Source organism: Micromonospora sp. NPDC000207 (assembly GCF_040300925.1).
Classification (GTDB): domain Bacteria; phylum Actinomycetota; class Actinomycetes; order Mycobacteriales; family Micromonosporaceae; genus Micromonospora.
The window spans coordinates 113,844-138,415 of the sequence record NZ_JBEPEQ010000002.1; the positions used below are offsets into that span (position 1 = coordinate 113,844).

The following is a 24,572-nucleotide window of genomic DNA, read 5'->3' on the forward strand; positions in this document are numbered from 1 at the left end:
TGAACCGGGCCGCGCCGCCGGTGAGCAGGTCAGCCGCCGGTGAGCCGCGCCGCGCCGCCGGTCAGTCGACGCCGAACTCCATCGCGGCCCGGTCGAGGGCCTGGTCCTCCTCGGAGGTGATCCCCCGGGAGGCGATCGCCTCGGCCCCGCCCTCGGGCATCGCACCGATCAGCCCGGTCGAGGCCGCCTGGGCGGCGCCGACGAGGCGCTGCGGGGCGGTGCCGACCAGCCCGAGGGTGGCGTACTGCTCCAGCTTGGCCCGGGAGTCGGCGATGTCCAGGTTGCGCATGGTGAGCTGGCCGATGCGGTCCGACGGGCCGAAGGCCGAGTCCTCGGTACGCTCCATCGACAGCTTGTCCGGGTGGTAGCTGAACGCCGGGCCGGTGGTGTCCAGGATCGAGTAGTCCTCGCCCCGACGCAGCCGCACCGTCACCTCGCCGGTGACCGCCGTACCGACCCAGCGCTGCAGCGACTCGCGCAGCATCAGGGCCTGCGGGTCCAGCCAGCGGCCCTCGTACATCAGCCGGCCGAGGCGACGGCCCTCGCTGTGGTAGTTGGCGAGGGTGTCCTCGTTGTGGATCGCGTTGACCAGCCGCTCGTACGCGATGTGCAGCAGCGCCATGCCGGGGGCCTCGTAGATGCCCCGGCTCTTGGCCTCGATGATCCGGTTCTCGATCTGGTCGGACATGCCCAGCCCGTGCCGACCGCCGATGGCGTTGGCCTCCAGGACCAGGTCGACGGCGTTGGCGAACTCCTTGCCGTTGATCGTCACCGGTCGGCCCTGCTCGAACCCGATGGTGACGTCCTCGGTGAGGATCTCCACCGACGGGTCCCAGAACCGGACCCCCATGATCGGGTTGACGGTCTCGATACCGGTGTCGAGGTGTTCCAGCGTCTTGGCCTCGTGGGTGGCACCCCAGATGTTGGCGTCGGTCGAGTACGCCTTCTCGGTGCTGTCCCGGTAGGGCAGGTCGTGCGCCAGGAGCCACTCCGACATCTCCTTGCGCCCACCGAGTTCGGTGACGAAGTCGGTGTCGAGCCAGGGCTTGTAGATGCGCAGCTGCGGGTTGGCCAGCAGGCCGTACCGGTAGAACCGCTCGATGTCGTTGCCCTTGAACGTCGAGCCGTCGCCCCAGATCTGGACGTCGTCGGCGATCATCGCCCGGACCAGGAGGGTGCCGGTGACGGCCCGGCCCAGCGGGGTGGTGTTGAAGTACGCCCGACCACCCGACCTGATGTGGAAGGCGCCGCAGGTCAGCGCGGCGAGGCCCTCCTCGACCAGGGCGGCGCGGCAGTCGACCAGGCGGGCGACCTCCGCCCCGTAGGCGAGCGCGCGGCCGGGCACCGAGGCGATGTCGGGCTCGTCGTACTGGCCGATGTCGGCGGTGTAGGCGCAGGGGACCGCGCCCTTGTCGCGCATCCACGCGACCGCGACCGAGGTGTCGAGGCCGCCGGAGAAGGCGATGCCGACACGTTCACCGGAGGGCAGGGAGGTGAGAACCTTGGACACGAGTAAAAGTATGCACTGAACTGCATGGCCATGCAAATCTGGTTTCCGGGGGTCCACCGCCCCCGGATCAGGGGGGCCTCAGCCCCCTGATCCGAGGCGACCCGGGTCAGACCGCCGGACCGCGCCAGCAGTACCGCCAGCCGTCCCCCTCGGTGACCGACTCCAGCTCGTAGATCTGCGCCCCGGCCAGCCCCGCTGCCCCGAGGTGGTGGTAGGTCAACGGCGGGCGGCCGTTCGGGTCCAGCTCGACGGTGACGCTCTCGCCGTCGGCCTCGCCGCCGACCAGGGGGATGTGTGCCGTGGAAGCCATGCGCCCATCCTGCCCCGACCCGGCGACGGGCGCAGGGGATGCGCGACTTGGCCACCGGGACGCCCCGCCCCGGTGGTGCGGACGCCCCCGGTCGGCGACACCGCCCCGCCCCCGCCGTCGCAGCCCCTGGATCCCGATATCCTCGGCAGTCGTCCATCGTGAGGGGGCCTGGTGCTCGTCGTCCACGGGGTGTGGTTGCCCGGTGCCGGGCTCGCCGTCTGGGCGGAGGACAGCAGCCTGCCCGCCCGGGCTCCCCGCCGCCCCGGCCGACCACCCCGGGACCGCCCCCACCCCTTCGCCGCCGACCTGCCGACCCTGACCGACCTGCCGACCCTGACCGACCTGGTGGCCCACGCCACCGACGACACCACCCCGCAGGCCGACGGCCCCGCCACGGTCCTGCTCCACCTGCCCACCCGGGGCGGCTCCCCGGTGGACTCACCGGAACTGGTCCGGACCGCCGCCGAGGATCCGCTGCGCGGTCGGCTCGGCCTCGCCGGGTGGCGGGTGTCCGCCCTGCGGTACGACAGCACCGCCGCCCACCTCCTGCTCACCGCCCTCGACGGACCGCCCGACCCGGACCGGCTGTGGGTGGCGGGGGCGGGGCTGCGCTGGCTGGTGGAGGTGGCCCGGTTCGCCGGGGAACTCGTCGACAGGGGTCGGGTGCTTCCGGTGGTGGCACAGCAGCTCCACCCCGACGACCGGCCCCGTGCGGCCTGGCGGCCCCTGCTCACCGGCGGTGACGTCGCCTGGGTGCGGGCCCTCGCTCTCGCCCTGCCCCCCGCCGTATGCGCCGCCGCCGACCCCCGTACCGACCCGTCCGGGTCCCGTACCGGCCCGTCCGACACCGGGAGCGCCCTGGTCGCCGACGTCCTCGACGAGATGACCGACGCCGCCACCCGGGCCGCCCTGGCCCGGGCCGAGCTGGGCCGAGGAGCCCTCGCCCGGGGTGGTCCCCGCAGCGGGGCGGCCCCGGCCTGGCTCGCCGCGCTGACCGGCCCGGACCCCTGGTTCACCGCCGACCGGGACGCCGTCGACGTCCTCCGTACCGAGCTGGACGCCTGGCAGCGCGACGCCGCCGGTGGGACGGTCCGGGCCGGGTTCCGCCTGGTCGAGCCGGCCGGGGAGGACGAGGACCACCCGGAGGCGGATCCGGGGCTCGGGCTCGAACCGGTCGGCGACCCGGCGGGGGTCTGGCGGGTCGAGTTCGGGCTCCAGGTCGCCGACCGACCCGACCAGCACCTCACCGCCGCCCAGATCTGGCAGGACCACAGCGCCTCGGTCGGCGGGCTGACCGGCCCGGACCATCCGCCCCAGGAGGTCCTGCTCGCCGAGCTGGGCCGGGCCAGTCGCCTCTGGCCCGAACTGGACGTGGCACTGCGTACCGCCGCCCCGCAGGGGTTGGACCTGGACGCCGAGGGGGCGTACCGGTTCCTGCGGGAGGGTGCCCCGATGCTGCACTCCGCCGGGTTCGGGGTGCTGCTGCCCGGCTGGTGGCGTCGCCCCTCCGCCCGCCTCGGCGCCCGCCTCCAGGCCCGCAGCCGCACCGCCCCCGGCACTGTCACCGGGGCCACCGGCAAGGTCGGGATGGACGCTTTGGTCGACTACCGCTGGGAGGTCGCCCTCGGCGAGCATCCCCTGACCGCCGACGAACTGGCAGCGCTGGCCGCGCTGAAGACCCCCCTGGTACGCCTGCGCGGCACATGGGTCGAACTCGATCCGAAACGGCTGGCGGCCGGGCTCCGACTGCTGCGTTCCAGTGGCGAGCTGACCGTCGCCGACCTGCTCCGGGTCGGGCTCGCCGACGGGAACACCGCAGACACCCTGCCGGTGCTGGAGATCAGCGCCGACGGTGCCCTCGGTGACCTGCTCGCCGGGGACGCGGAGCGGCGGCTCACCCCGCTGGACCCGCCGCCGACGTTCACCGGGACCCTGCGGCCGTACCAGCGGCGGGGTCTGGCCTGGCTGGCGTTCCTCCAGTCCCTCGGCCTCGGGGCGATCCTCGCCGACGACATGGGGCTGGGCAAGACCGTCCAACTGCTCGCCTTCCTCGCCGGGGATCCCCCGCAGACCGGGCCGACCCTGCTGGTCTGCCCGATGTCGCTGGTGGGCAACTGGCAGCGGGAGGCCGCGAAGTTCACCCCGAAGCTGCGCGTACACGTGCACCACGGGGCCGACCGGGCGCGCGGCGCGGCGTTCGCCGAGACCGTTCACGACGCGGACCTGGTCCTCACCACCTACTCGGTGGCCGCCCGGGACGCGTTCGAGCTGGCCGGGATCGACTGGCACCGGGTGGTGGTCGACGAGGCCCAGGCGATCAAGAACGCCGCGACCCGGCAGGCCGAGGCGGTCCGGGCGCTGCCCGCCCGACACCGGGTGGCGGTCACCGGCACCCCCGTGGAGAACCGGCTCGCCGACCTCTGGTCCATCATGCAGTTCGCCAACCCGGGGCTGCTCGGCGCGGCGTCGAGCTTCAGACAGTCGTACGCGGTGCCCATCGAACGGCACGGCGACACCCGGACCGCCGCCCGGCTGCGCCGGATCACCGGCCCCTTCGTGCTGCGCCGCCTCAAGACCGACTCGTCGATCATCACCGACCTGCCCGAGAAGCTGGAGATGGAGGTGGTCTGCAACCTCACCGCCGAGCAGGCCGCCCTCTACCGGGTGGTGGTCGACGAGATGCTGGCCCGGATCGAGTCCAGCGAGGGGATGGAACGGCGGGGTCTGGTGCTGGCCACGATGACCCGGCTCAAGCAGGTCTGCAACCACCCGGCCCACCTCCTGCGGGACGGCTCCCCGCTGCCCGGCCGCTCCGGGAAGCTGGCCCGGCTGGAGGAGATCCTCGACGAGGTCCTCGCGGCGGGGGAGAAGGCCCTGCTGTTCACCCAGTACGCCGAGTTCGGCCAGATGCTGCGTGCCCACCTGTCGGCGCGGTTCGGCAGGGAGGTGCTCCTCCTGCACGGCGGGGTCGGCAAGGCCGACCGGGACACGATGGTCACCCGGTTCCAGTCGGCGGACGGGCCGCCGCTGTTCGTCCTCTCCCTCAAGGCCGGTGGCACCGGGCTCACCCTGACCGCCGCCAACCACGTGGTGCACGTCGACCGGTGGTGGAACCCGGCAGTGGAGGACCAGGCCACCGACCGGGCGTTCCGGATCGGGCAACGCCGTCGGGTCCAGGTCCGCAAGTTCGTCTGCGCCGGGACGATGGAGGAGAAGGTGGCCGCGATGATCGCCGACAAACGCGCCCTGGCGGCGCAGGTGGTGGGCGACGGTGAGCAGTGGGTCACCGAACTCTCCACCGACCGGCTGCGGGAGTTGTTCGCCCTGGAGGCCGGGGCGGTGGCGCGGTGACCGACAGGTTCGCCGACTACGGCCGCCCCCGCCGGGTCGACGGCGGCCTGCGGGCCCGCAGCACCAGGGGGGCGATCGGGGTCTCCTGGTGGTCGCAGCGCTTCGTCGAGGTCCTCGAATCGTTCGCCCTGGGCACCCGGTTGACCCGGGGCCGGTCGTACGCCCGCGCCGGGCAGGTGGTCAGCCTGACCGTCGCCCCGGGACAGGTCACCGCAGTGGTGCAGGGCTCCCGGCCGAAGCCGTACCAGGTCCGGATCGCACTGCCGGTGTTCCCGGCCGACACCTGGACCCGGATCGAGGCCGAGCTGGCGGGGCAGGCGTTCTTCAGTGCCCGGCTCCTCGCCGGGGACCTGCCCGCCGAGTTGGAGGAGCTGTTCGCCTCGGTGGGCGCCGTCCTCTTCCCGACCGGGGTCGACGAACTGGACCAGGAGTGCAGCTGCCCGGACTTCGCGGTCCCCTGCAAGCACCTGGCCGCCGCGTTCTACCTGCTCGCCGAGGTCTTCGACGCCGACCCGTTCGAGCTGCTGCACTGGCGGGGCCGCCACCGTGTGGATCTGCTCACCCGGCTACGACAGCTCCGGGCCGCAGCCTCGACCGGCACCGACCGGGAGGCCACCCCGGACGGTCCCGACCGGGCCGCCGCGTCGGGCGGTTCCGGTCGGGAGGTCACCACGGACGGTCCTGATCGGGCCGCCGCGTCGGACGGTTCCGGTCGGGCCGCCACGTCGGAAGGTCCTGAGCGGGCCGCCACGTCGGACGGAGCGCCGGTGGCGGTGGCGGCGGTCGGGGCGTACCGGGCGCTCGCCGGTCAGCAGTCGGTGTCCCTGTCGGCGACCGTCGACAGGTTCTGGGTCGCGCCGGTGCCGTTGCCGGCCCGCCCGACGACCCTGGCCACCGATCCCGAGCTGCTGCTGCGTCAGCTCGGTGCGCCGGGTGCCGCGATCGGCGGACCCGGGTTGGTGCAACGGCTCCGTCGGGCGTACCAGGTCCTCGCAGACCCGGTCGACGAGGGATCGGACCAGCCCTCCGGGCGGCCCTGACCTGCACCAGCACCTTCACAGCAGACGGCGACGGTACCGCCAGGTCACTGCCGCACCTGCCAGCAGGGTCACGGCGAAGACGGCTCCGACGGGCCGCCCGGCCAGCACCGTCACGGCGGGCAGCGACGCCCACAGGACGACGGCCAGCAACATCAGGCAGCGGCTGCGTCGGATTCGGGCACGGGTGCGCTGGTCGAGCCGGTGGAAGAAGCCGGGATCGCTCGCCTTGAGCTGGCGGGTGATCTCGTCGAACCGGCGCTGGTCCTCTTTGCTGAGCATGGCGGTGCCTTCCCCTCAGGCGTGCGGGGTGCGTCCCCTCAGGCGTTCAGCGGTGCCCGGGCATACCCGCTGGGGTGGCGGATAACGCGCTCCTGCTGCCCCTTCTTTCCCCGCCGTGCCGACGCCCGATGCCGACCACCGACGGCACCTCGGCGGGTTTCGGCGAGATGGTGGCGGTTTCGACGCCAGGGTGGGCCCGGCCGGGTTTTCGTCCCGATCGCGTACGCACCGGGGGGTTGGGTGCCGAGTGTGGCAGTCGGTGGGCGGCACGCGGGGCAGCCCGGGTGTTTCCCGCCATTCGATCCGGCTTTTCCACAGGTCAGGACGTTGAGTCGGGCTTACGACAGTTGCGGTCGGCACCCTCCACGACAGATGCTGGGAAACCCCGTCAATGGGGGTGTGCGTCGATGTCCGCAGCGGTGGAGGTGGCACGCCGGGCGGACCGGCGGGTGGGCGGACCAGGGCCCGACGACGATCAGGTGGCGCGGCGGGGAAGGGGCAGGTGGGTGGAGACGAGTTCGGCGGGGAAGGTCACCCCGGTGGCGCGCAGCGAGTCGATGAGCGCGTTCTGGACCAGGTACGAGTCGGGCAGCTGCCAGCGGGCCTGCTCCGGGGCGACCGCCCAGCGGACCGGCCCCTCGGGCAGCCGGGTCGGGGGTGCCGGGATCCACGAGCCGGTGCCGTGGCGTACGACGTGGAAGCCGTACTCCAGCTCCGGCCGGAGCGGGTCACCGGGGCGGACCAGGAACATCCACCCTCCGGTGGGGGTGACCACCACCGGGCCGCGTACGCCGAAACCGGCCGGATGGGTGCCGACGGAGGCCAGGAGGTGGCGGCCGACCTGGGCGGAGACCTCCAGGACGTCGAACGCCCGACCGGTGGGCAGCAGGACCCCGTGTGGCCGGTCCCGCCACCAGGTGGCCACCCGGGCCGGGTCGCGGCTGGCGGCGTGCTCCCAGTTCTCCAGGGCCGGATGGCAGCCGACCGTGGGGCACCCGGCGCGACCGCAGACGAAACGGCTGCGGGCCAGACAGGCACCGGGGGTCACCTCCCACCCGTGCATGGCGTAGCGCACGGCGATCCGACGTAACCGGACCCGCTCCAGCGGCGACAGTTGCGCGGCCCGTGGGCCGACGTTCCCCCACATCTCGGATTCCCCCTCGCTTCGGCCCGCGCGGGGCCGGCTCATACGTCGAGCGCCGTCACTGCGCCCCGCGATTACTCGTTGTACGGACGAACGGCTGATGCAACTTGCACGAAAATTACGAGCCCCACCTGTACGACCGACGTACTTGCTGTGCGACCAGCGGAAACGTGAAAACGGCGGGTTGACGAACCACGCCGGTGATCGATAGCTCCGACCCCCACGGAGCCGGGAGGACCGACATGGACGAACTGCCCATCGGCCGACGAGTGGCGTACTGGCGCAGCCGACGCAAACTGTCCCAACAGGTCTTCGCCGATCGGCTGGGCAAGTCGAAGAGCTGGGTGGACAAGGTGGAGCGCGGGGTCCGCCGGCTCGACAAGTTCTCCGTGTTGCACGACATCGCCGACATCCTCCAGATCGACGTGTCCCTGTTGCTCGGGCGGGACCCGGAACGCCGTACCGACGCCCTCAACGGCATCGACCAGGTCGAGGTCGAGGAGATCCGGGCCGCCCTGGAGCAGTACGACAAGATGACCGCGTACTTCGCCCCCGCCGCCCACTCGCCCCCCCTGCCCGACCTGGAGAAGGCGGTACGGCACGCCTGGCTGACCTACCAGTACGGCAGGTACGCGATGCTCACCCGCGCGCTGCCGAAGCTGCTGCGCGACACCCAGGCCGCCGACGCCGGGTTCACCGGGGACCAGGGGCGGGTGGCGGCCAACCTGCTCAGCCAGGTCTACCAGATCGCCTCCTCGGTGCTCCGCAAGATCGGCGAGTGCGACCTGGCCTGGCTCGCCGCCGACCGGGCCACAGTGGTCGCCCAGCGCGCCGACGACCAGCTGCTCGCCGGGATCGCCACCACCAGGGTCGGGATCGCCCTGGTCGCCATGGGGCGGCCCCGTCCCGCGCTGGAACTCAACGTCAACATCGCCAACCTCCTCGCCCCCGGCTACCACGACTCCACCCCGCAGGGGTTGTCCGTCTACGGGCAGCTGCTGTTGCAGGGGGCGATGGCCGCCGCCCGGCTGCCCGACCCCTCGGCCGTCGACGACCTGCTCGACGGGGCCGAGGACGCCGCCAACCAGCTCGGCGGGGACCACAACCACTACTGGACCTCGTTCGGCCCCACGAACATCGAACTGCACCGGGCCGCCGCGTACGTGGAGCTCGGCGAGGGGGGACGCGCCGTGGAGATCCACCAACGCCTCCCGGAGCCGGCGTTCAACGCGCTGCTGCCCGAGCGGCGCGCCCACCACCTCCTCGACCTGGCCCGCGCGTACGCCCAGATCGGCGACGTGGGCAACGCCGGGGAGATGCTCCTGCGGGGCGACAGGCTGTCCCCGTCGGAGATCCGATGTCGGCCGATCGCCCACCAGGTCCTCGCCGACGTGCTGCGGCGTACCCGTGGTGCTCCCCCCTGCCACCTCGCCGAACTCGCCGAACAGATGGGGGTGGGCGTGTGAGCGTCCCGCACCAGCCCGACGGCCCGCCGCCGGTCGTCGACCTTCCGTCCACCGCCGGCCGCCGACCCGTCCTCTACGCCCTCACCTGCGGCTCGCCGCTGGCCCGGAACGTCGGCACGCTGGTCGAGGCCGCCCAGCGCGACGGCTGGGAGGTCTGCGTGGTGGCCACCCCGGACGGGACGAAGTTCATCGACCCGGCGGCCCTGGCCCAGCAGACCGGACACCCGGTCCGCAGCCGGTACAAGAACCCCGGCGACCCCGACCTGCTCCCCTCCGCCGACGCGATGATCGTCTGCCCGGCGACTGTGAACACCCTGAACAAGTGGGCGGCCGGGATCACCGACACCCTCGTCCTCGGTCTCCTGATCGAGGGGCAGGGCAAGGGGCTGCCGATCGTCGCCGTCCCGTTCACGAACACCGCGATGGCCGCCCACCCGGCCTTCCGGGACAGCCTGGTCCGGCTGCGCGGGTGGGGGGTGACAGTGCTCTTCGGCGACCCGTACTTCCCGCTGCACCCGCCCGGTGCCGGTGAGGCCCACCTGAACGCCTTCCCCTGGCAGGCCCCGCTGTCCGCGCTCCGGTGATCGTCAGGCACTTCGGGTGCCCCGGGTGGCCCGGCGTCCGTCGATGTCCACGCCGCGCCGGTAAGCTGGCCCGCCGTGAGCACAAGTGCATCCCGACCCGGTGAACCGGGAGCCGCCGCCGGGTCGCCGACCGGCCCGACCGGCACGCCCCTGACCGGCCCGAACGATGCGCCCCTGACCGGCCCGAACGATGCGCCCCTGACCGGCCTGACCGGCCGGAACGATGCGCCGCTTACCGGCCGGAACGATGCGCCGCTTACCGGCCGGAACGATGCGCCGCCGGTGGGTCGGGCCGGCACCCCGACCGTCCGGGACGTGGTCGCCGAGCTGGAGCGACGCTACCCGCCGACCTGGGCGCAGGAGTGGGACCGGGTCGGGCTGGTGCTCGGCGAGCCCACCACCCCGGTACGCCGGATCGCTTTCGTCGTCGACGTGGTGCCCGAGACGGTGGCCGAGGCCCTCGACGCCGGAGCCGACCTGATCGTCGCCCACCACCCGCTGCTCCTGCGCGGGGTCTCCTCGGTCGCCCCGACCACCTGGAAGGGGCGGATCGTGCACCGGCTGATCCGCGCCGACGTGGCCCTCTACGTGGCCCACACCAACGCCGACACCGCCGCCCCCGGCGTCTCCGACGCCCTCGCCGCCCGGTTCGGGTTGACCGGGCTGCGCCCCCTGCAACCCCCGGACCCGGGCAGCCCGGCCGCCGGGTCGGGGCGCGGCATCGGCCGCATCGGTGAACTGCCCCGGCCGATGACCCTGGACGAGCTGACCCGGCACGCCGCCGCTGTCCTCCCACCCACCGCCTGGGGGGTACGCGCCGCAGGCGACCCCGGGCGGCAGATCCGGACCCTGGCGGTCAGCGGCGGATCCGGCGACAGCTTCCTGGCCGGCGCCACCGCCGCCGGAGTGGACGCCTACCTCACCTCCGACCTGCGTCACCACCCCGCCGGTGAACACCTCGCCGCCGACGGTCCCGCGCTGCTCGACGCCGCCCACTGGGCCACCGAACGGCCCTGGCTCGACGACGTGGCCGCGCACCTGCGGGCCGCCTTCGGCGTCGAGACCCTGGTGTCGGACCTGCCCACCGATCCGTGGACCGGGCACGCCGCCAGCCCCACCGCCGCGCCGGACCCCGGCTCGACCCGCCAACCGCACGCCGCCCCCGACGACAAGGAGCCCCGCCCGTGAAGGCAGACCCGCAGGTTCAGCGCCGCCTGCTCGACCTCCAGGCGATCGACCAGAACCTGGCCCAGCTCGCCCACCGTCGGCGGATCCTGCCGGAGCTGGCCGAACTGGACGCGCTGGCCCGGGAACTGTCCGCGTTGGAGGACGAGCGGGTCCGCGCCCAGGTGAAGGTCGACGACCTGGACCGGGACATCGCCCGGCTGGAGAAGGACGTCGACCAGGTCCGTGCCCGCAAGACCAAGAACGAGAACCGGCTGGTCGCCGGGGGCGTACCGGCCCGGGAACTGGAGGCGTTGCAGCACGAGTTGGTCTCCCTGAACCGCCGCCAGGGCGACCTGGAGGACGCCGAGCTGGAGCTGATGCAGCAGCGCGAGGACGCCCAGGGGGTCCTGGACGGCATCCTGGGTCGGCTGACCGAGGCCCGGCAGCGCCGTGACGCCACCGAGCAGCGCCGCGACGACGCCCTTGCCGAGATCGGCAAGGAGGAGGAGTTCAAGCGCGGTGCCCGTACGCCGCTCGCCTCCGACCTCCCCGCCGACCTGGTCACCCTCTACGACAGGATCCGGGCCGACACCGGACTGGGGGCGGCCCTGCTGACCGCCGGTCGGTGCGGGGGGTGCCGACTGGACCTCTCCGGTGCCGACCTGGCCCGCATCCGCAAGACCGCCCCGGACGACGTGGTGCGCTGCGAGGACTGTCGGCGGATCATGGTCCGGACCAACGAGTCGGGGCTGTAGCCGATGGGAGCGCGCAGGGTAGTCATCGAGGCCGACGGCGGATCCCGGGGCAACCCCGGCCCGGCCGGGTACGGCGCAGTGGTCCGGGACCAGGGCACCGGCGAGGTGCTCGCCGAACGCTCCGAGGCGATCGGGGTGGCCACCAACAACGTCGCCGAGTACCGGGGCCTGATCGCCGGGCTGGCCGCCGCCGCCGAGGTGGGCGCGGTCGAGGTCGAGGCGCGGATGGACTCCAAGCTGGTCGTCGAGCAGATGTGCGGCCGGTGGCAGATCAAACACCCAGGGCTGCGCCCCCTGGCCGCCGAGGCGGCGGCGCTGGTCCGCCGGTTCGACAACGTCCGGTTCGCCTGGATTCCCCGGGAACGCAACAAGCACGCCGACGCCCTCGCCAACGCCGCGATGGACGCCGCCGCCGGCAAGTCGCCCCGGGAGGTGCCCCGGACCGCCGAGCCGGGGCGGGAGACGTCAGGGGCCGCCGAACCGGCCCGGGAGGTCGCCGGACCCGAGTCCAGTGCCCGCGCACAGGCCCGGGAGGTCGCAGCGCGGGCGTCGACGCGTACCGCCGGATCCGACCCGGCCACCGTCAAACCCTCCTGGGAGCCGCGCCCCAGCGACACCGCGACCCGGCTGATCCTGATCCGGCACGGCGAGACCGAGTACACCGAGCAGCGCCGCTACTCCGGGCGCGGTGACGTCGCGCTCTCCGCCAAGGGGCGCGAGCAGGTCCAGGCCACCGCAGCCCGGGTGGCGGTCCTCGCCCCCACCGTCGCGGCGGTGGTCAGCTCCCCGCTGTCGAGGTGTACGGCCACCGCCGCCGCGATCGCCGCCGCCGTCGGGAACCCCCCGGTCCGCACCGTCGAGGACCTGATCGAATGCGACTTCGGGGTCTGGGAGGGCAGGACCTTCGCCGAGGTACGCGACGGATGGCCAGGGGAGATGGACGCCTGGCTGGCCTCCACCCGGATCGCCCCACCCGACGGGGAGTCCTTCACCGAGGTCGGGCTCCGGGTCCGGCGGGCGATCGGGGCGCTCCGCGACGCGTACCCGGGGGAGACGGTGGTGGTGGTCTCGCACGTCTCGCCGATCAAGCTGGCCCTGCGCGACGCCCTGGCCGCCTCCGACGCCTTCCTGCACCGACTCTTCCTGGACGCGGCCGGCATCTCGGTGGTCGACCTCTGGCCCGACGGTGGCATCGCCGTCCGCACCGTCAACGACACCTCCCACCACCCGTCGTAGGGAGGGAGGGGGCGGGTCGGGGTCAGGTCAGTTCACGAAGCAGGAGGTAGAGGCCGACCGCCGTACCGCAGGCCACGATCACGGCCTTGAGCACCGCCGACGGCAACCGGCGCGCCCACCGGGCGCCCGCGTACCCGCCGACGAGGGCGGCCGGGGCCAGCAGCGCGGCGGCGGCCCAGTTCACCGGGCCGAACAACCCGAAGACCACCACGGTGACCGACCCCATCAGTGCCCCCATCAGGTTCTTCAGGGCGTTGACCCGGGCCATCGTGGTGTCCATGGCCAGGGCCAGCCCGGCGATCATCACCAGCCCGAGGGCCGCGGTGAAGTACCCGCAGTAGACCCCGCCGGCTGCGACCACAGCGTGCAGGGTCGCCGTCCGGCGGCGCGGCCCGAGGTCGCGGGGGTGCCCGACCAGACGCCACAGCGGACCCTGGAGGGCCAGGGTCGCCGTCGCCCCCAACACCAGGAACGGCACGACCAGCTCGAAGACCCGGGCCGGGGCAGCCAGCAACAGCAGGGACCCGGCGACGGTGCCGACGACGGCGGTGGGCAGCAGCGGCAGCCACTCCCGCCGGGGCGGCAGGTCCACCCGGTTGCCCAGCACGGCGGCGAAGCTCCCCGGGGAGAGGGCCACCGTGTTCGTCACCACCGCCGACACCGGTGGCAGGCCGATCAGGATCAACACCGGAAAAGTGATCAGTCCGCCCCCGCCGGCCGCCGCCCCCACCGCCCCGGCCGCGAACCCGCCCACCACCAACAGCGTCACCTCGAAAAGATCCACGAGGCGGCACCCTAGGGGCCGTCGATGCCCACCCCTATGCCGTACGTCACCAGGGGCGGCGCTGCGGTCACTGGAGGCTACGGAACAGCAGGTAGAGGCCGATCGACGTACCGAAGATCACGATGACGGCCTTGAGGAACGCGGCCGGAAGCCGACGGGCGAGCCGGGCACCCAGGTAACCACCGGTCAGCGCGGCCGGTGCGACGAGCGCCACCGCCGCCCAGTTCACCGGGCCGAACAGCCCGAACACCGCGATGGTCATCACCCCCACCACCAGGGAGAGCAGGTTCTTCAGGGCGCTCAACCGGGCCAGGGTCGCGTCCATCACCAACGCCAGCCCGGCGACGAGCATGAACCCGAGCGCCGCCCCGAAGTACCCGCCGTAGACGCAGCCGACGGCGACCATCAGGTGCACGGTCAACGTCCGACGGCGCGGCCCCAGGTCGCGGGGGTGCCCGACCAGTCGCCGCAGCGGATCCTGGAACGCCAGGACCGCCGTCGCCGCCAACACCAGGAACGGCACGACCATCTCGAAGGCGCGGGCCGGCGTACCGAGCAGGAGCAGGCACCCGCCCAACGTGCCGACCGTCGCGGTCGGCAGCAGCGGCAACCACTCCCGTCGGTCCGGCAGGTCCACCCGGCTGCCCACCACAGCTGCCAGGTACCCGGGGGCCACCGCCATCGAGTTGCTCATGTTCGCCGCGACCGGCGGCACCCCGATGGCGATCATCGCCGGGAAGGAGATCAACGAACCCCCGCCGGCCACCGCGTTGACCATGCCGGCGGCGAGCCCCGCCACCACCAGCAACCCCGCATCGAGAAGATCCACAGCGGCAGGCTACCCACCCCCTGAGCAGCACCCCCTGCGCCCACCGGCCGTCCCACACCCGCCCCCGGTCCCCGCCCCCCTTCGAAGCCCTACGCCCCATTTGCCCCCCGGCCACCCTCAGTCGATCACGGCGTCGGGCAGACGATCGGGGCCGGATTCCGGGCCGCCCTCCGGCCGGAGTTCGGGCCGGAGGGCGGGTGATCGGGGCCGGATTCCGGGCCGGAGGGCGGGCAGCGGGTGACCGGTGCGGGGGACGGGTCAGCGCTGGCCGAGCGGGAGGGCGATGTCGGTGACCCGGTACCCCCGGAAGCTGCCCAGGGGAGTGGCCGCGCCGGTCAGGGCGTCGACCGAGAAGACGGTACGACGACCGTCGACGGGCAGGACGGCAAAGCCCTCGTTCGCCACCGTACGACCGCCCCGGACCGTGCTGTAGATGTCGAACCCGGCACGGATCCCCGAGTCGACGCCGAGCCGACCTGTCGCGGCGAGCTGCCCGGAGTTCGCCGGGGACTGCACCGCCACCTGGTCGAGGAGGGTGTCGATGTCGAAGAGGGTGGTGGCGGTCGCCGAGTCGAGGTCGTTGTTCGTGTACGCCGCCCCGGTGACCCCTCGCGCCGTGGTGGCCGACGGCGGGTACGTCAGCGTCCCGTCCACGATCGTGGTGCCGTCGTTGAGGTTGTGCCGCAGGTTCTGCCCCTCGTCGCTGATGATCCGCAACCGGTCGGCGGCCGGGTTGAAGTCCACCCCGAAGAAGCTCCCCTGAAGCGCCACACTGAGCTGGCTCACCCTGGTGGCGACTGCGGTACGCGTCGAGATGACGAACACGCCCCCCTCGTCACCCACCCCGTAGAGCCGCCCGTCCTGCACCCGGTAGTCGATGCCGACCAGGTCCTCCCCGCCGGTGAGGCGTACCCGGCCGATCAGCTCGGCGCTCCCCGGCCGGTCCACGTCGAACCGGACCAGCCGCTGCCCCTGGGTCAGCCCGATCGCCCGCAGGCCCCGGTCGGGTCGCCCCTTCTCCAACTGCGCGATCAACGCGGGCAGGTACGTCCCCCGGTACGCGGCGTCGGTCGTGCCCACGTCAGCCGACGCGGGTGCGGCGAGCGCTCCCGACATGCCGGCTCCGAGCGCGATCGAGAGACCGGCGAGCACCATCCTGCTGTGGTTTCGAGACGTCATGTCACGCACCTTCCTGGTGAAGAACATCCGAAAAGCGGCATTGGTACGCCCCCAGCAGACCAGCCGACGCCACCCACCCGGACACAATCCGAAGAAGCATCACCTTTGGTGGACACCCGTACCGTCACAGGACGATGCGCCCCGGCGGCGTACCGGAGGGGTGGCAATAGACCCGCTGGGCGCGTCGTTACGATGAGAGCGCGACGGACGAGTCGACCGGGCGGTCGCGTCGACGGGCTCCGGCCCGTCGCCGAGGAACGTCCGGACTCCACAGGGCAGGGTGGTTGCTAACGGCAACCCGGGGCGACCCGCGGGACAGTGCCACAGAAAACAGACCGCCGACCCCGTACGGGGACGGTAAGGGTGAAACGGTGGGGTAAGAGCCCACCAGCACCCCGGGTGACCGGGGTGGCTCGGTAAACCCCACCCGGAGCAAGGCCAAGACAGGGCCGTCACCTTCGCGATGACGACCCGCGCAGACGCTTGAGGGCTGCCCGCCCGATGTCTGCGGGTAGGCCGCATGAGCCTGTCGGCGACGGCAGGCCGAGATGGATGGCCGCCGCCGACGCGACACCCCTCGCGGGTACGCGTCGGTCACAGAATCCGGCGTACAGGTCGACTCGTCCGTCGCCCCCCAGCTCAGAGACCCGATTAAGGATCTGAGCTGGCTCTACGTCGGGATGATCGATCATCATTCGCCCCCGACGAAGGAGGTGACCCGGGTGTCGCACCTGTCGAAGGCGGCGCGCATCGGGTCGGAGCGGAGCGGGGTGGGGGAGGGGCGAGGCGTGCGGCGTCCTCGCCGGTGATGGAGCAGATCTTGAAGATGTCCGTCGATGGGTGCGCCGCCGTGGTCGGCGCGCTGTCACAGACCCAGGGCCTGCCGGTACGCGTCGAACGAGCGGGTCAGGCTCTCGATGGCGAGTCGACCCTTCTCGGCCGTACCGAGGGAGGGGCGGCCGATCACCCCCGACGTCGTGTATGCCGACATGCCCAGGGTGAGCAGGTGCGGCCGGTCGTCGGCGGTCCAGTCGGTTGAGGTGTTGCCGTCGCGTACCAGCTGGGGGGCGACGTGCAGCAGGATCGAGGTTTCCAACTCCCCGGCGTGCATGTCCTCGTGGTCTGTGGTGGCCATCCCGGCGTCCACCCGGGCTCTCGTCCAGTCCGCCGATCGGGGGAACAGACTCATCGTCGGCCCGTGCACCGCCGTGTACTCCTGGACCACGTTGGCCAGCACGTAGTTCCCGCCGTGTCCGTTGACCACGATCAGTCTGGTCACCCCGGACCGGGCCAGCGACTCCGCTACTTCCATCACCACCCGGTGCAGAGTGGTGGCGCTGATGCTGACCGTACCCCGCCAACCTGCGTGCTCCTGCGAGCAGGAGAAGGTCAAAGGCGGCAACACCATCATCGAGTACGCCTCGGCGAGCCGCCCGGCGACCGCCCCTGCGACCACTGTGTCGGTGACGAGTGGCAGGAAGTCCCCGTGCTGCTCGAAGCTCCCGACCGGGAGCACCGCCACAGTGGCGTCCCGTTCCCGCTCGTCAGCAGCAGTAGCAGCAGTACCCAACCCGAACACCGACCCAGCCCTCCGATTCCGTAGCCCCGACCCCAGGAGTGTTCCTCAGGATGGTTGGCGAACTCGGAGCCCGCTACTTGCTCGTCTGCCGCCCTGACACTTGATCGTTTGAGCTTCCGAGATGCTCAAGCGCTTGCAGTCCCGGAGCAGCGTGATCGTTTGACGTTAAGCTTCGCGACACGCCGAGGGCGGCGTAGGTAAACCGCAAACGATCACGAGGCCCCCTTCGGCCTCCCCCGCCTCGGCCGACTCCCCGCCTCGGGCCAGCCCCCCTCGGGTCAGCCCCCTCGGGTCAGCCCTGCTCGTCGCCGTCGGTCGGCCCCGGTTTGCGGTGCTCCCGAATCCACTGCTCGACATCCTCAGTCCGCCACACCTTCCCACCTCGCAGTACTGCGTAGGGCTTGGGAAAGCTGGGATAGCGAACGAGCTGCTGGAACCGCTGACGCGACACGTTCAGCCGTTGGGCGATCTCGTAAGGACCCATCAGGGGTTCACCCATGGGCCGAAGGTAGGCAGTTGGAAACTAGTTAATTGGGCATAGCCAGTTGACTAGAGCACATCGAGTGATGGAGCATGAGCGGGCGGTGCCTCCCGTCCGGTGGAGGAGCTTCCCGGCGGACGGGGGTGCCGCCGATCAGAAACGAGGCACCGGAGGCGCTGAAGGATCCCTGCGCTTCGCCGGTCGAGGTGGCGGGGTGTCGAGGAGTTCAGGTGCTTCGTCGGGTGGCTGCTCGGCGAGCGATCTCGAAAGGATTCGATGATGCGGTGGCGTGCCGGTCGACTCTCCTGGCGGCAGATCTGGAGGAGCCTGGTGGCTCAATCAGGGGGTGGATCAGGGGGTGGATCACGGGGAACCTTGATCGTTTGCGGTTCAGGTGCTCCACACGCCGAGAAAAGGGTGGGCCAGCTGCAGACGATCACGGGTTGTCCCGGGGCCTGTGGACGAGGGGTGGCTGCTCGTTCTCGTACGCCGAACGCGGGGCGGTGGGAGGTGCCTGCGCAGCGGCGGGCGGGCTGTGGGCGTACCCGATGACGGGGTGGGCGGCGTTGCACGGACCGGAACGGCCGGGGTGGACCTGCGTGACGTGCGGCGATCCGTGGCCGTGCCTGACCCGAAAACGGCAGCTCAAGGAGCTGTGCCGGTGTGACGTGCGAGTGATGCGCAACTATCTTGCGCCCTACCTGGCCGATGCCCGGACCGAGCTGACCGGGCTGACCCCCGAGCAGATCGTCGACCGGTTCCTCGGATGGTGTTCCCGGCCGCTCCGCCCAATCCCCAGCCCCGGAATCGAGACAGCGGTCGAGGCAGTGGGCGGGACCGGGGCAGTCGGGGTCGGGGCTGTCGGGGAGGCGGAGGGTGGACGGGATGCCGACGCCGGGTGACGTGGTACGCGTGGGACGCGCCGCCTCGGTGCAGTTTCGTCGACCGCTGACGTTCCGGGTGATCAGGGTGATCGAGGAATGGTTGACCTATCAGGGGTGGGTGTGGCTGCACGGGTACGCCCTCGACCGGCGGGGGAACGCCGTCGCCAAGCGGGACCTCTTCGTCCGCCCGGCGGGGCTGGAACTGCTGCACCGGCCGGAGTCGAGGCCGGTCCGGCGGACCGATCAGCTTCCCGTCGCCCAGCCCCGACGGCTGGTCGCCCCCGCACCCCGCCGGACCGCCGGGCGTTGACCTCACGGGGTCCTCGCCAGCCGCACCAAGCCGCGCCGGGCACACCTCGCCGGATTTTCACTAGCCGCACCACGCTGGACCGCCTCCGGGGGTTGACCTCATTCGTGGTTGACGGTGGAGAGTTCCGATCGAGGTGACAACTCGACGCGGCAGCTCGACGCGGCAGCTCGTGGTGCCGGATCGAGGTGTCGGTGGGTCGACTCGACGGGAGGAGAAGCGGATGCGGGCTGTGCAGGTGACCCGGTTCGGGGGGCCGGAGGTGCTGGTGTCGGCCGAGGTGCCGGAGCCGGTGGCCGGGCCGGGGCAGGTTCTGGTGACGGTGGCCGTGGCAGGAATGTCGTTCGTGGAGACCCAGATCCGGCGGGGGGCCGACAGGTGGCACGCCCGACCGGAGCTGCCGTACGTGCCGGGGTCGGTGGTCGCCGGGCGGGTGACGGCGGTCGGGGCCGGAGTGGAGTCGGATTGGGTGGGACGGCGGGTCCTCGCCAACCTCCCGGGACACATGGGTGGGTTCGCCGAGCGGGCGGTGACCGGGGTGGCCGACCTGGCGGTGGTGCCGGACGGGTTGGGTCTGCCCGAGGCGGTGGCACTGCACAGCAACGGGAGTGCCGCCCTGGGGCTGGCCCGGGGGGCGGGGATCCGGTCCGGAGAGTGGGTCCTGGTCGAGGCGGCGGCCGGTGGGGTGGGCACCCTGCTGGTCCAGTTGGCCCGGCTGGCCGGGGCGCGGGTCGTCGGGGCGGCCCGGGGCCAGCGCAAACTAGACCTGGTCGGTGAACTGGGGGCGGACGTGACGGTCGACTACTCCGAACCGGGGTGGACCGACCGGGTTCGCGCCGCCACCGGGGGGACCGGCCCGGACCTGGTCTTCGACGGGGTCGGTGGGGAGATCGGTCGGGCCGCCTTCGAGGTGACAGCGGTCGGCGGCCGGTTCTCGGTGCACGGCGCGGCCAGCGGTCGGCCCACTGTGATCGACCCCGAGGAGGCGCGGCGACGCCGGATCCAGGTGATCGGGATCGAGCAGCTCCCCGGGTTCGGGCCGAACATGCTGGGGTGGGCGGGGGAGATGATGGCCCTCGCCGTCGACGGGCGGATCCGGCCGGTCGTCGGGCAGACGTTCCCCCTGGACCGGGCCGCCGAGGCGCACGCCTCCATCGAGTCCCGAACCGGAGTCGGCAAAACCCTCCTCCTCCTCTGACCCCACCGCCCTGCCCCGTCGGCCACCCCACCCCACCGCCACCCCACCCGGTTCGCAGGGTTGATCAAGGGATTTGCGTCAGAATTCGCGCTGATCATGACGCAAATCCCTTGATCACCGGGAAGAACGGGGGCGGGGAGAGGGGAGGGGAGGGGAGGGGGTCAGAGTTCGCGGATGCGGCGGGTCAGGACCACGGCGATGACCGTGAAGACGGCGAAGGCGGCGACGAGCATCGCCAGGGCCGTCGGCCACATCGCCGACCAGCCGAACAGCGCCCCACCCCGCAGGCAGGAGATCCCGTACGTGACCGGGTTGACAGTGGACAGCCAGCGCAGGACCGTCGGCATCTGCTCCACCGGATAGAACGACGGGCTGGAGAAGAGCAGGAACGGACCCAACACGTTGATCAGCACCATGAACCGTTGGAAGTCCCTGACGAAGGCGGCCATCAGCAGGTAGAGCCCGTTGAACGTCAACGAGACCACCACCGTCCCGACCCCGAGGGCGAGCCAGTTGCCGATCGGCCATCCCAGGTCGAACAGGGCGACCCCGACCAGCAGGGCGGCCAGGCTCTGGACGATCACCAGACCGGTGGTGGCCACGATCTTCCCGGCGATGTAACCGGCCCGGCTCATCGGGTACGACCACAGCTCCACCGACATCCCGCCCATCTCCTCCTGGAACAGGGACGTCCCGGTGGTGGTGGTCGCGGCGAGCATCGACGAGAGCATGATCGCCGGGATGGCGAACTCGGCGTACCCGACGACTGTGCCCCGGTAGGTGACGCTGCCGACCAGGTTGGTCAGGGAGGTGGCGAACAGCAGCAGGTAGATCGCGGTCGGCAGGACCGCCAGGAGCAGGTTCGTCCGGTTCCGGGTCAACAGCAGGAACTCGCGGTACGCCACCGCCGGCAGCCCGCTTCGGGCGATCCGGCCGATCGGGGCGGGTCGGGTCGGCGGTGGTGTGGTGACCGGGGCGGGTGGTGTCGTGGCGGTCATCCGGCAGTACCCTCCCTGCCCTGGTCGACGAGGGCGACGTAGGCGTCCTCCAACGACGGGGACCGGAACTCGATGGTGGCGCCCCGGGCGGCGGCCCCCCGGACCAGGTCGACGACGGCCCCGAGCTGCGCGTCGCAGTCCACTGTCACAGTGGTCTCCCCGGTCGCGGTGACCGAGCCGACCGGCAGGAGTGCGTCCAGGCGGGACCGGTCGTCGACGTCGGGGAGGGTCACCACCACCGACTGCCTGCCGTACCGGGTGACCAGGGCGGAAGGGGTGTCGTCGCGGATCAGCCGCCCCCGGTCCACGATGAGCACCCGGGAGCAGTTGCGTTCGATCTCCTCGATGTAGTGGCTGGTCCACACGATCGTGGTGCCGTGCTCCACGTTCAGTTTGGCGATCAGCTCCCACATCTGCCGTCGGCCCTGCACGTCGAGCCCGGCGGAGGGCTCGTCCAGGATGAGCAGGCTCGGCACGGTCAGCAACGCCCTGACCAGTTGCAGCCGTCGGCGCTGGCCACCGGAGAGGGTGAACGCCAACTGGCCGACCACGTCGGTCAGGTCGAACTGGGCGAGCATCTCCTCGGCCCGGGGCCGGACGTCACGCCACCGCAGCCCCCGGAACGCGGCGGCGACCTTCACCTGGTCGATGGCGGGCAGCATGTTGTCCATCGGCCCGGCCTGGTGCACCGCCGCCACCTGTTGCTTCACCCGGGACGCGTCGGCGACCGGGTCCCCGCCGCACACCCTCAGGTCACCCTCGGAGCGGGAGGTGACCCCGCAGACCAGCTTCACCAGCGTCGTCTTACCGGCACCGTTGGGCCCGAGGAGCCCGACCACCTCGGCCCCGCCGACGGTGACGGTCAGGTCGGCCAGGGCGGGCCGGGTCATCCCCCGGTACCTCTTGGTCAGGCCCTCGGCGGCCACCACAGCAGTCATCCCGCCACCCTCTCCGTCGCCCGGGTCAGCGTGGCCAGGGCTGTCGACGGGTCGACGCGTACCCGGGCCGGTCCGGTGCGCAGGTGGACGTCGGCGAGTTCCGGCGGCAGGAGCCGACCGGGGAGGTCCCCGTCGAGGCGGCCGAAGGAGCATCCGACGACGATCTGGGTGCCGGCCGGAAGCGGACCGGTGACCACCTCGTCGACACCGTGCACGGCGTGTTCGGTCAACCCGAGGCAGGGGCGGTCGGCCAGCTCCGCCCGGAGTTCGGCAAGGACGTCCGCGGTCACCCCGATGCCGTACGCCGGCCGGACCTGGACCCGCCACCCCGGCGGCAGCCCCGACGGCGGCCCGGCCCGACGGTCGTCGGTGACGATCCAGACGGTGACCGGCGCGCCGGTGCCCGGGTCGGCGGGACGCCAGGGCTGCGGGTCGGGTCGGGGCGGGACACCCCGGGCGACCCCCACCACGTCGGTGACAGGTATCGGTGGGTCGAACAGCGACCGGCTGTCCCCGGCCGTCGTCAGCCACCCGTCGTGTCGGGCGTGCACCCGGTGCAGCACCAACTCGTCGCGGTACCGGAAGGCCACCACGTCACCCGGGACGACCCCGCCGGGCGGGACCGGGAACAGCTCCACCCGGTCACCGGTACGCAGAGTCGGCAGCATGCTCACGCCACCGACAGGCAGCATCGCCCGCCCGACGGTCCGCAGACCGTGGACGATCAGGTCGACCATCCGGGTCGACAGAGTCGACACGCCGTCGGAGTCACCGCTCGGTCGTCGGGTCACCGGTGGCCGGTGCTGCTGGTCGGTCGGTCGACCGGGGACGGATGATCCCCTGGTCGGCGAGGTGCCGGAGGAAACGGGACGTGTCGTCGGCGATGAGGCCGCGTTGGTTGTCATCCTCTGCTCCGAATTCCTCCGCGAGCCCGGCCACGATGGCGTCCTGCTCGCCGACGCGGACCAGGTGCCGCCAGATCGCCGCCCCGGTGGAGTTGAGGGTCTGGAACTCACCGGCGTCGGTGTCGTACAGCTGGATCTCGTCCGGCGAGTCGACCCAGACGACGTTCGGACTGACCACCCACACCATCACGACCTCCGTACCGCTGTCACAGGCAACTGCCGCCGGTACGCCGGGGTCGGCTCGGCCGGGACGTCGACCGACGCGGTCAGCCGGGCGGCCTCGGCCTTCCAGTCCTCGTACACGGGATGGACCTCACCGGTCGACACCAGCAGGGGCCGGAACGCCTCGTCCTCGTCGCTGAGCACCGTCTCGCGGCCCGCACCGGCGCTCACCCACATCGAGGTGATCATCTGGTGGCGCAGGACCCGACAGAGCGCCCGCGAGTTGCGTTTGAGATCACCGGTGGCGGCCATGTGGTACGCCCGGCACCCCCCGGCGCACGCCCCCCGGATGTAGCAGCGACTGCAGTCGGCGAGGTTCTCCCCGGCGAACACCGCGTTGGACCGCAGATCCGCCAGGATCGGCGTGCCGAACAGGTCCCGCAGGCTGTCCTTGCGCAGGTTGCCCACCTTGTGATGGTTCTCGGTGACCAGCTTGCACGGGTACACGTCACCGAGGGAGTCGACGTAGATCTCGTTGCCGCCGAGCCCACAGTTGATCCGGGTGGCGCAGGAACGTTGGCCGAGAGGGCCGTCCGGCAGGAGGTTGCTGGCCCTCGGGTCGGTCCAGACGAACCGGTGCGCGGCCCGGTAGTCGGACCAACCGAACGACGAGTCGTCGTCGGCCCCGCGCCCGAGTCCGCTGTGGTGCATCAACCTGACGTGGGTGACGTCGATGTCGGAGAAGAGTTCCGCCAGGTCGGCGAGTTCCCCGACGTTGGTCTCGGAGACCACGTGATTGATCATCGGGCGGACCCCGACGCCGTTGAGCATCCGCAGGGCGGCCACGGTCTTCGCGAAGGTCCCCGCGCCCCGGGTCCGCTCGTGGGTCTGTGCCGTCCCGCCGTCGATGCTGACGGTGACGGTGGCGAAGGTGTCAGCGATCCGTCGGGCCGTCTCCGGCTTCCGGATCAGCGTCGCGTTGGTGATGATGTTCGCCTGCATCCCGAGTTCCCGCACCCGACCGGCCACCTCGAAGAGGTCCCGGCGCAGCATCGGCTCGCCCCCGGTGAAGACGATCACCTTGGCGCCCAGCTCGGCGGCCTGCTCGACAAGGTCCAGCGACTCGGCGGTGGACAGCTCACCAGGCCGGCGCTTCTCCGACGACGCGTAGCAGTACGGGCAGCGCAGGTTGCACCCGTCGGTGATGGCGTAGTAGACGAGCTTCAGCGGGGCGTCGACCTGTCGCAGGTTCGGCCCGGTCCCCGGAAGGTAGACGATCCGTCCCATGACGAGTCTGGCGAGCGCCCGTTCATGCTGGATCCGCTCCTGTCCGGCCCGCCCGTCTGCGGCCCGGTCGTGGATGGCCGGCCCGTCTGCGGCCCGGTCGTGGGTGGCCGGCCCGTCTGCGGCCCGGTCGTGGGTGGCCGGCCCGTCTGCGGCCCGGTCGTGGGTGGCCGGCCCGTCTGCGGCCCGGTCGTGGGTGGCC

General features: G+C 72.1%; 24 protein-coding genes and 1 other RNA gene. 11 read left to right on the top strand and 14 right to left on the bottom strand.

All coding sequences use genetic code 11. The features are described from left to right. Positions 1-61: 61 nt before the first annotated feature. Complete coding sequence (gene argG / locus ABT336_RS01470) at positions 62-1,510, bottom strand: argininosuccinate synthase (RefSeq protein ID WP_350894496.1); 1,449 nt, start codon at positions 1,508-1,510, stop codon at positions 62-64. A gap of 106 nt (positions 1,511-1,616) precedes the next feature. Beyond that, positions 1,617-1,820 carry a DUF8847 domain-containing protein gene (locus tag ABT336_RS01475; RefSeq protein ID WP_350894497.1) on the bottom strand — a complete coding sequence of 68 codons (204 nt, stop codon included), beginning with the start codon at positions 1,818-1,820 and terminating at the stop codon, positions 1,617-1,619. Positions 1,821-1,991: 171 nt separating this feature from the next. Here ABT336_RS01475 and ABT336_RS01480 point away from each other — a divergent pair, with 171 nt between their 5' ends. Continuing rightward, positions 1,992-5,171, top strand: a complete 3,180-nt coding sequence (locus ABT336_RS01480) for an SNF2-related protein (RefSeq protein ID WP_350894498.1) — start codon at positions 1,992-1,994, stop codon at positions 5,169-5,171. Continuing rightward, complete coding sequence (locus ABT336_RS01485; RefSeq protein WP_350894499.1) at positions 5,168-6,211, top strand: SWIM zinc finger family protein; 1,044 nt, start codon at positions 5,168-5,170, stop codon at positions 6,209-6,211. The genes ABT336_RS01480 and ABT336_RS01485 overlap by 4 nt, the downstream gene beginning before the upstream one ends. Positions 6,212-6,226: 15 nt before the next feature. On the opposite strand, the gene ABT336_RS01490 is transcribed toward ABT336_RS01485, so the two are convergent. Both ABT336_RS01490 and ABT336_RS01495 read right to left on the bottom strand, forming a co-directional pair. Further along, positions 6,227-6,490, bottom strand: coding sequence for a DUF3040 domain-containing protein (locus ABT336_RS01490; protein WP_350894500.1), 264 nt, complete (start codon positions 6,488-6,490; stop codon positions 6,227-6,229). Between the two features lie 475 nt (positions 6,491-6,965). Next, positions 6,966-7,637 carry a bifunctional DNA primase/polymerase gene (locus tag ABT336_RS01495; protein ID WP_350894501.1) on the bottom strand — a complete coding sequence of 224 codons (672 nt, stop codon included), beginning with the start codon at positions 7,635-7,637 and terminating at the stop codon, positions 6,966-6,968. A gap of 239 nt (positions 7,638-7,876) precedes the next feature. Here ABT336_RS01495 and ABT336_RS01500 point away from each other — a divergent pair, with 239 nt between their 5' ends. From ABT336_RS01500 to ABT336_RS01520, 5 genes are all read left to right on the top strand, one after another. Beyond that, positions 7,877-9,100, top strand: coding sequence for a helix-turn-helix domain-containing protein (locus ABT336_RS01500; RefSeq protein ID WP_350894502.1), 1,224 nt, complete (start codon positions 7,877-7,879; stop codon positions 9,098-9,100). Further along, a complete protein-coding gene (locus tag ABT336_RS01505) occupies positions 9,097-9,684 on the top strand; it encodes a flavoprotein (protein ID WP_350894503.1) in 588 nt (195 codons plus the stop codon). The genes ABT336_RS01500 and ABT336_RS01505 overlap by 4 nt, the downstream gene beginning before the upstream one ends. A 315-nt stretch (positions 9,685-9,999) precedes the next feature. Continuing rightward, complete coding sequence (locus tag ABT336_RS01510; RefSeq protein WP_350894524.1) at positions 10,000-10,872, top strand: Nif3-like dinuclear metal center hexameric protein; 873 nt, start codon at positions 10,000-10,002, stop codon at positions 10,870-10,872. Further along, positions 10,869-11,606: a zinc ribbon domain-containing protein gene (locus tag ABT336_RS01515; protein ID WP_350894504.1), complete on the top strand. Its 738-nt coding sequence runs from the start codon at positions 10,869-10,871 to the stop codon at positions 11,604-11,606. Before ABT336_RS01510 ends, ABT336_RS01515 begins: the two co-directional genes overlap by 4 nt. Before the next feature lie 3 nt (positions 11,607-11,609). Then, the gene (locus ABT336_RS01520) at positions 11,610-12,842 is read left to right on the top strand and encodes a bifunctional RNase H/acid phosphatase (RefSeq protein WP_350894505.1); all 1,233 of its coding nucleotides are present in this window, start codon (positions 11,610-11,612) and stop codon (positions 12,840-12,842) included. Between the two features lie 22 nt (positions 12,843-12,864). On the opposite strand, the gene ABT336_RS01525 is transcribed toward ABT336_RS01520, so the two are convergent. The 3 genes from ABT336_RS01525 to ABT336_RS01535 form a co-directional block, all read right to left on the bottom strand. After that, positions 12,865-13,626, bottom strand: coding sequence for a sulfite exporter TauE/SafE family protein (locus ABT336_RS01525; protein WP_350894506.1), 762 nt, complete (start codon positions 13,624-13,626; stop codon positions 12,865-12,867). A gap of 67 nt (positions 13,627-13,693) precedes the next feature. Continuing rightward, positions 13,694-14,455 (bottom strand): sulfite exporter TauE/SafE family protein, encoded by a 762-nt coding sequence (locus tag ABT336_RS01530; RefSeq protein ID WP_350894507.1) that lies wholly within the window; start codon positions 14,453-14,455, stop codon positions 13,694-13,696. A gap of 258 nt (positions 14,456-14,713) precedes the next feature. Next, positions 14,714-15,634 (bottom strand): DUF4394 domain-containing protein, encoded by a 921-nt coding sequence (locus ABT336_RS01535; protein ID WP_350894508.1) that lies wholly within the window; start codon positions 15,632-15,634, stop codon positions 14,714-14,716. Between the two features lie 208 nt (positions 15,635-15,842). On the opposite strand from ABT336_RS01535, the gene rnpB reads away from it, so the two are divergent. Further along, positions 15,843-16,261: RNase P RNA component class A (gene rnpB / locus ABT336_RS01540), an RNA gene on the top strand. A 238-nt stretch (positions 16,262-16,499) separates the two neighbouring features. Here rnpB and ABT336_RS01545 read toward each other — a convergent pair. Next, the gene (locus tag ABT336_RS01545) at positions 16,500-17,204 is read right to left on the bottom strand and encodes a creatininase family protein (RefSeq protein ID WP_350894509.1); all 705 of its coding nucleotides are present in this window, start codon (positions 17,202-17,204) and stop codon (positions 16,500-16,502) included. Positions 17,205-17,505: 301 nt separating this feature from the next. Beyond that, a complete protein-coding gene (locus ABT336_RS01550; RefSeq protein ID WP_350894510.1) occupies positions 17,506-17,712 on the bottom strand; it encodes a helix-turn-helix transcriptional regulator in 207 nt (68 codons plus the stop codon). Between the two features lie 659 nt (positions 17,713-18,371). Between ABT336_RS01550 and ABT336_RS01555 the strand changes: the two genes are divergently transcribed. The 3 genes from ABT336_RS01555 to ABT336_RS01565 all read left to right on the top strand — a co-directional run bounded on the left by ABT336_RS01555 (position 18,372) and on the right by ABT336_RS01565 (position 20,083). Beyond that, a complete protein-coding gene (locus ABT336_RS01555) occupies positions 18,372-18,596 on the top strand; it encodes a hypothetical protein (RefSeq protein WP_350894511.1) in 225 nt (74 codons plus the stop codon). Next, positions 18,580-18,888 (top strand): hypothetical protein, encoded by a 309-nt coding sequence (locus ABT336_RS01560; protein WP_350894512.1) that lies wholly within the window; start codon positions 18,580-18,582, stop codon positions 18,886-18,888. Before ABT336_RS01555 ends, ABT336_RS01560 begins: the two co-directional genes overlap by 17 nt. A 220-nt stretch (positions 18,889-19,108) precedes the next feature. Continuing rightward, positions 19,109-20,083 carry a zinc-binding dehydrogenase gene (locus tag ABT336_RS01565; protein WP_350894513.1) on the top strand — a complete coding sequence of 325 codons (975 nt, stop codon included), beginning with the start codon at positions 19,109-19,111 and terminating at the stop codon, positions 20,081-20,083. A gap of 161 nt (positions 20,084-20,244) precedes the next feature. Here the strand turns inward: ABT336_RS01565 and ABT336_RS01570 are convergent, their stop codons facing one another. The 5 genes from ABT336_RS01570 to stsB form a co-directional block, all read right to left on the bottom strand. After that, positions 20,245-21,081, bottom strand: a complete 837-nt coding sequence (locus tag ABT336_RS01570) for an ABC transporter permease (RefSeq protein ID WP_350894514.1) — start codon at positions 21,079-21,081, stop codon at positions 20,245-20,247. Then, the gene (locus ABT336_RS01575) at positions 21,078-22,019 is read right to left on the bottom strand and encodes an ABC transporter ATP-binding protein (protein WP_350894515.1); all 942 of its coding nucleotides are present in this window, start codon (positions 22,017-22,019) and stop codon (positions 21,078-21,080) included. Before ABT336_RS01575 ends, ABT336_RS01570 begins: the two co-directional genes overlap by 4 nt. After that, entirely contained in the window at positions 22,016-22,777 is a 762-nt protein-coding gene (locus ABT336_RS01580; RefSeq protein WP_350894516.1) for a hypothetical protein, read from the bottom strand. The genes ABT336_RS01575 and ABT336_RS01580 overlap by 4 nt, the downstream gene beginning before the upstream one ends. 10 nt (positions 22,778-22,787) lie before the next feature. Continuing rightward, positions 22,788-23,111 carry a PqqD family protein gene (locus tag ABT336_RS01585; RefSeq protein ID WP_350894517.1) on the bottom strand — a complete coding sequence of 108 codons (324 nt, stop codon included), beginning with the start codon at positions 23,109-23,111 and terminating at the stop codon, positions 22,788-22,790. Continuing rightward, positions 23,111-24,572: StsB family radical SAM/SPASM domain sactipeptide maturase (stsB, locus tag ABT336_RS01590; RefSeq protein WP_350894518.1), on the bottom strand; the 1,462-nt coding region annotated here is incomplete at its 5' end. The genes ABT336_RS01585 and stsB, both read right to left, overlap by 1 nt.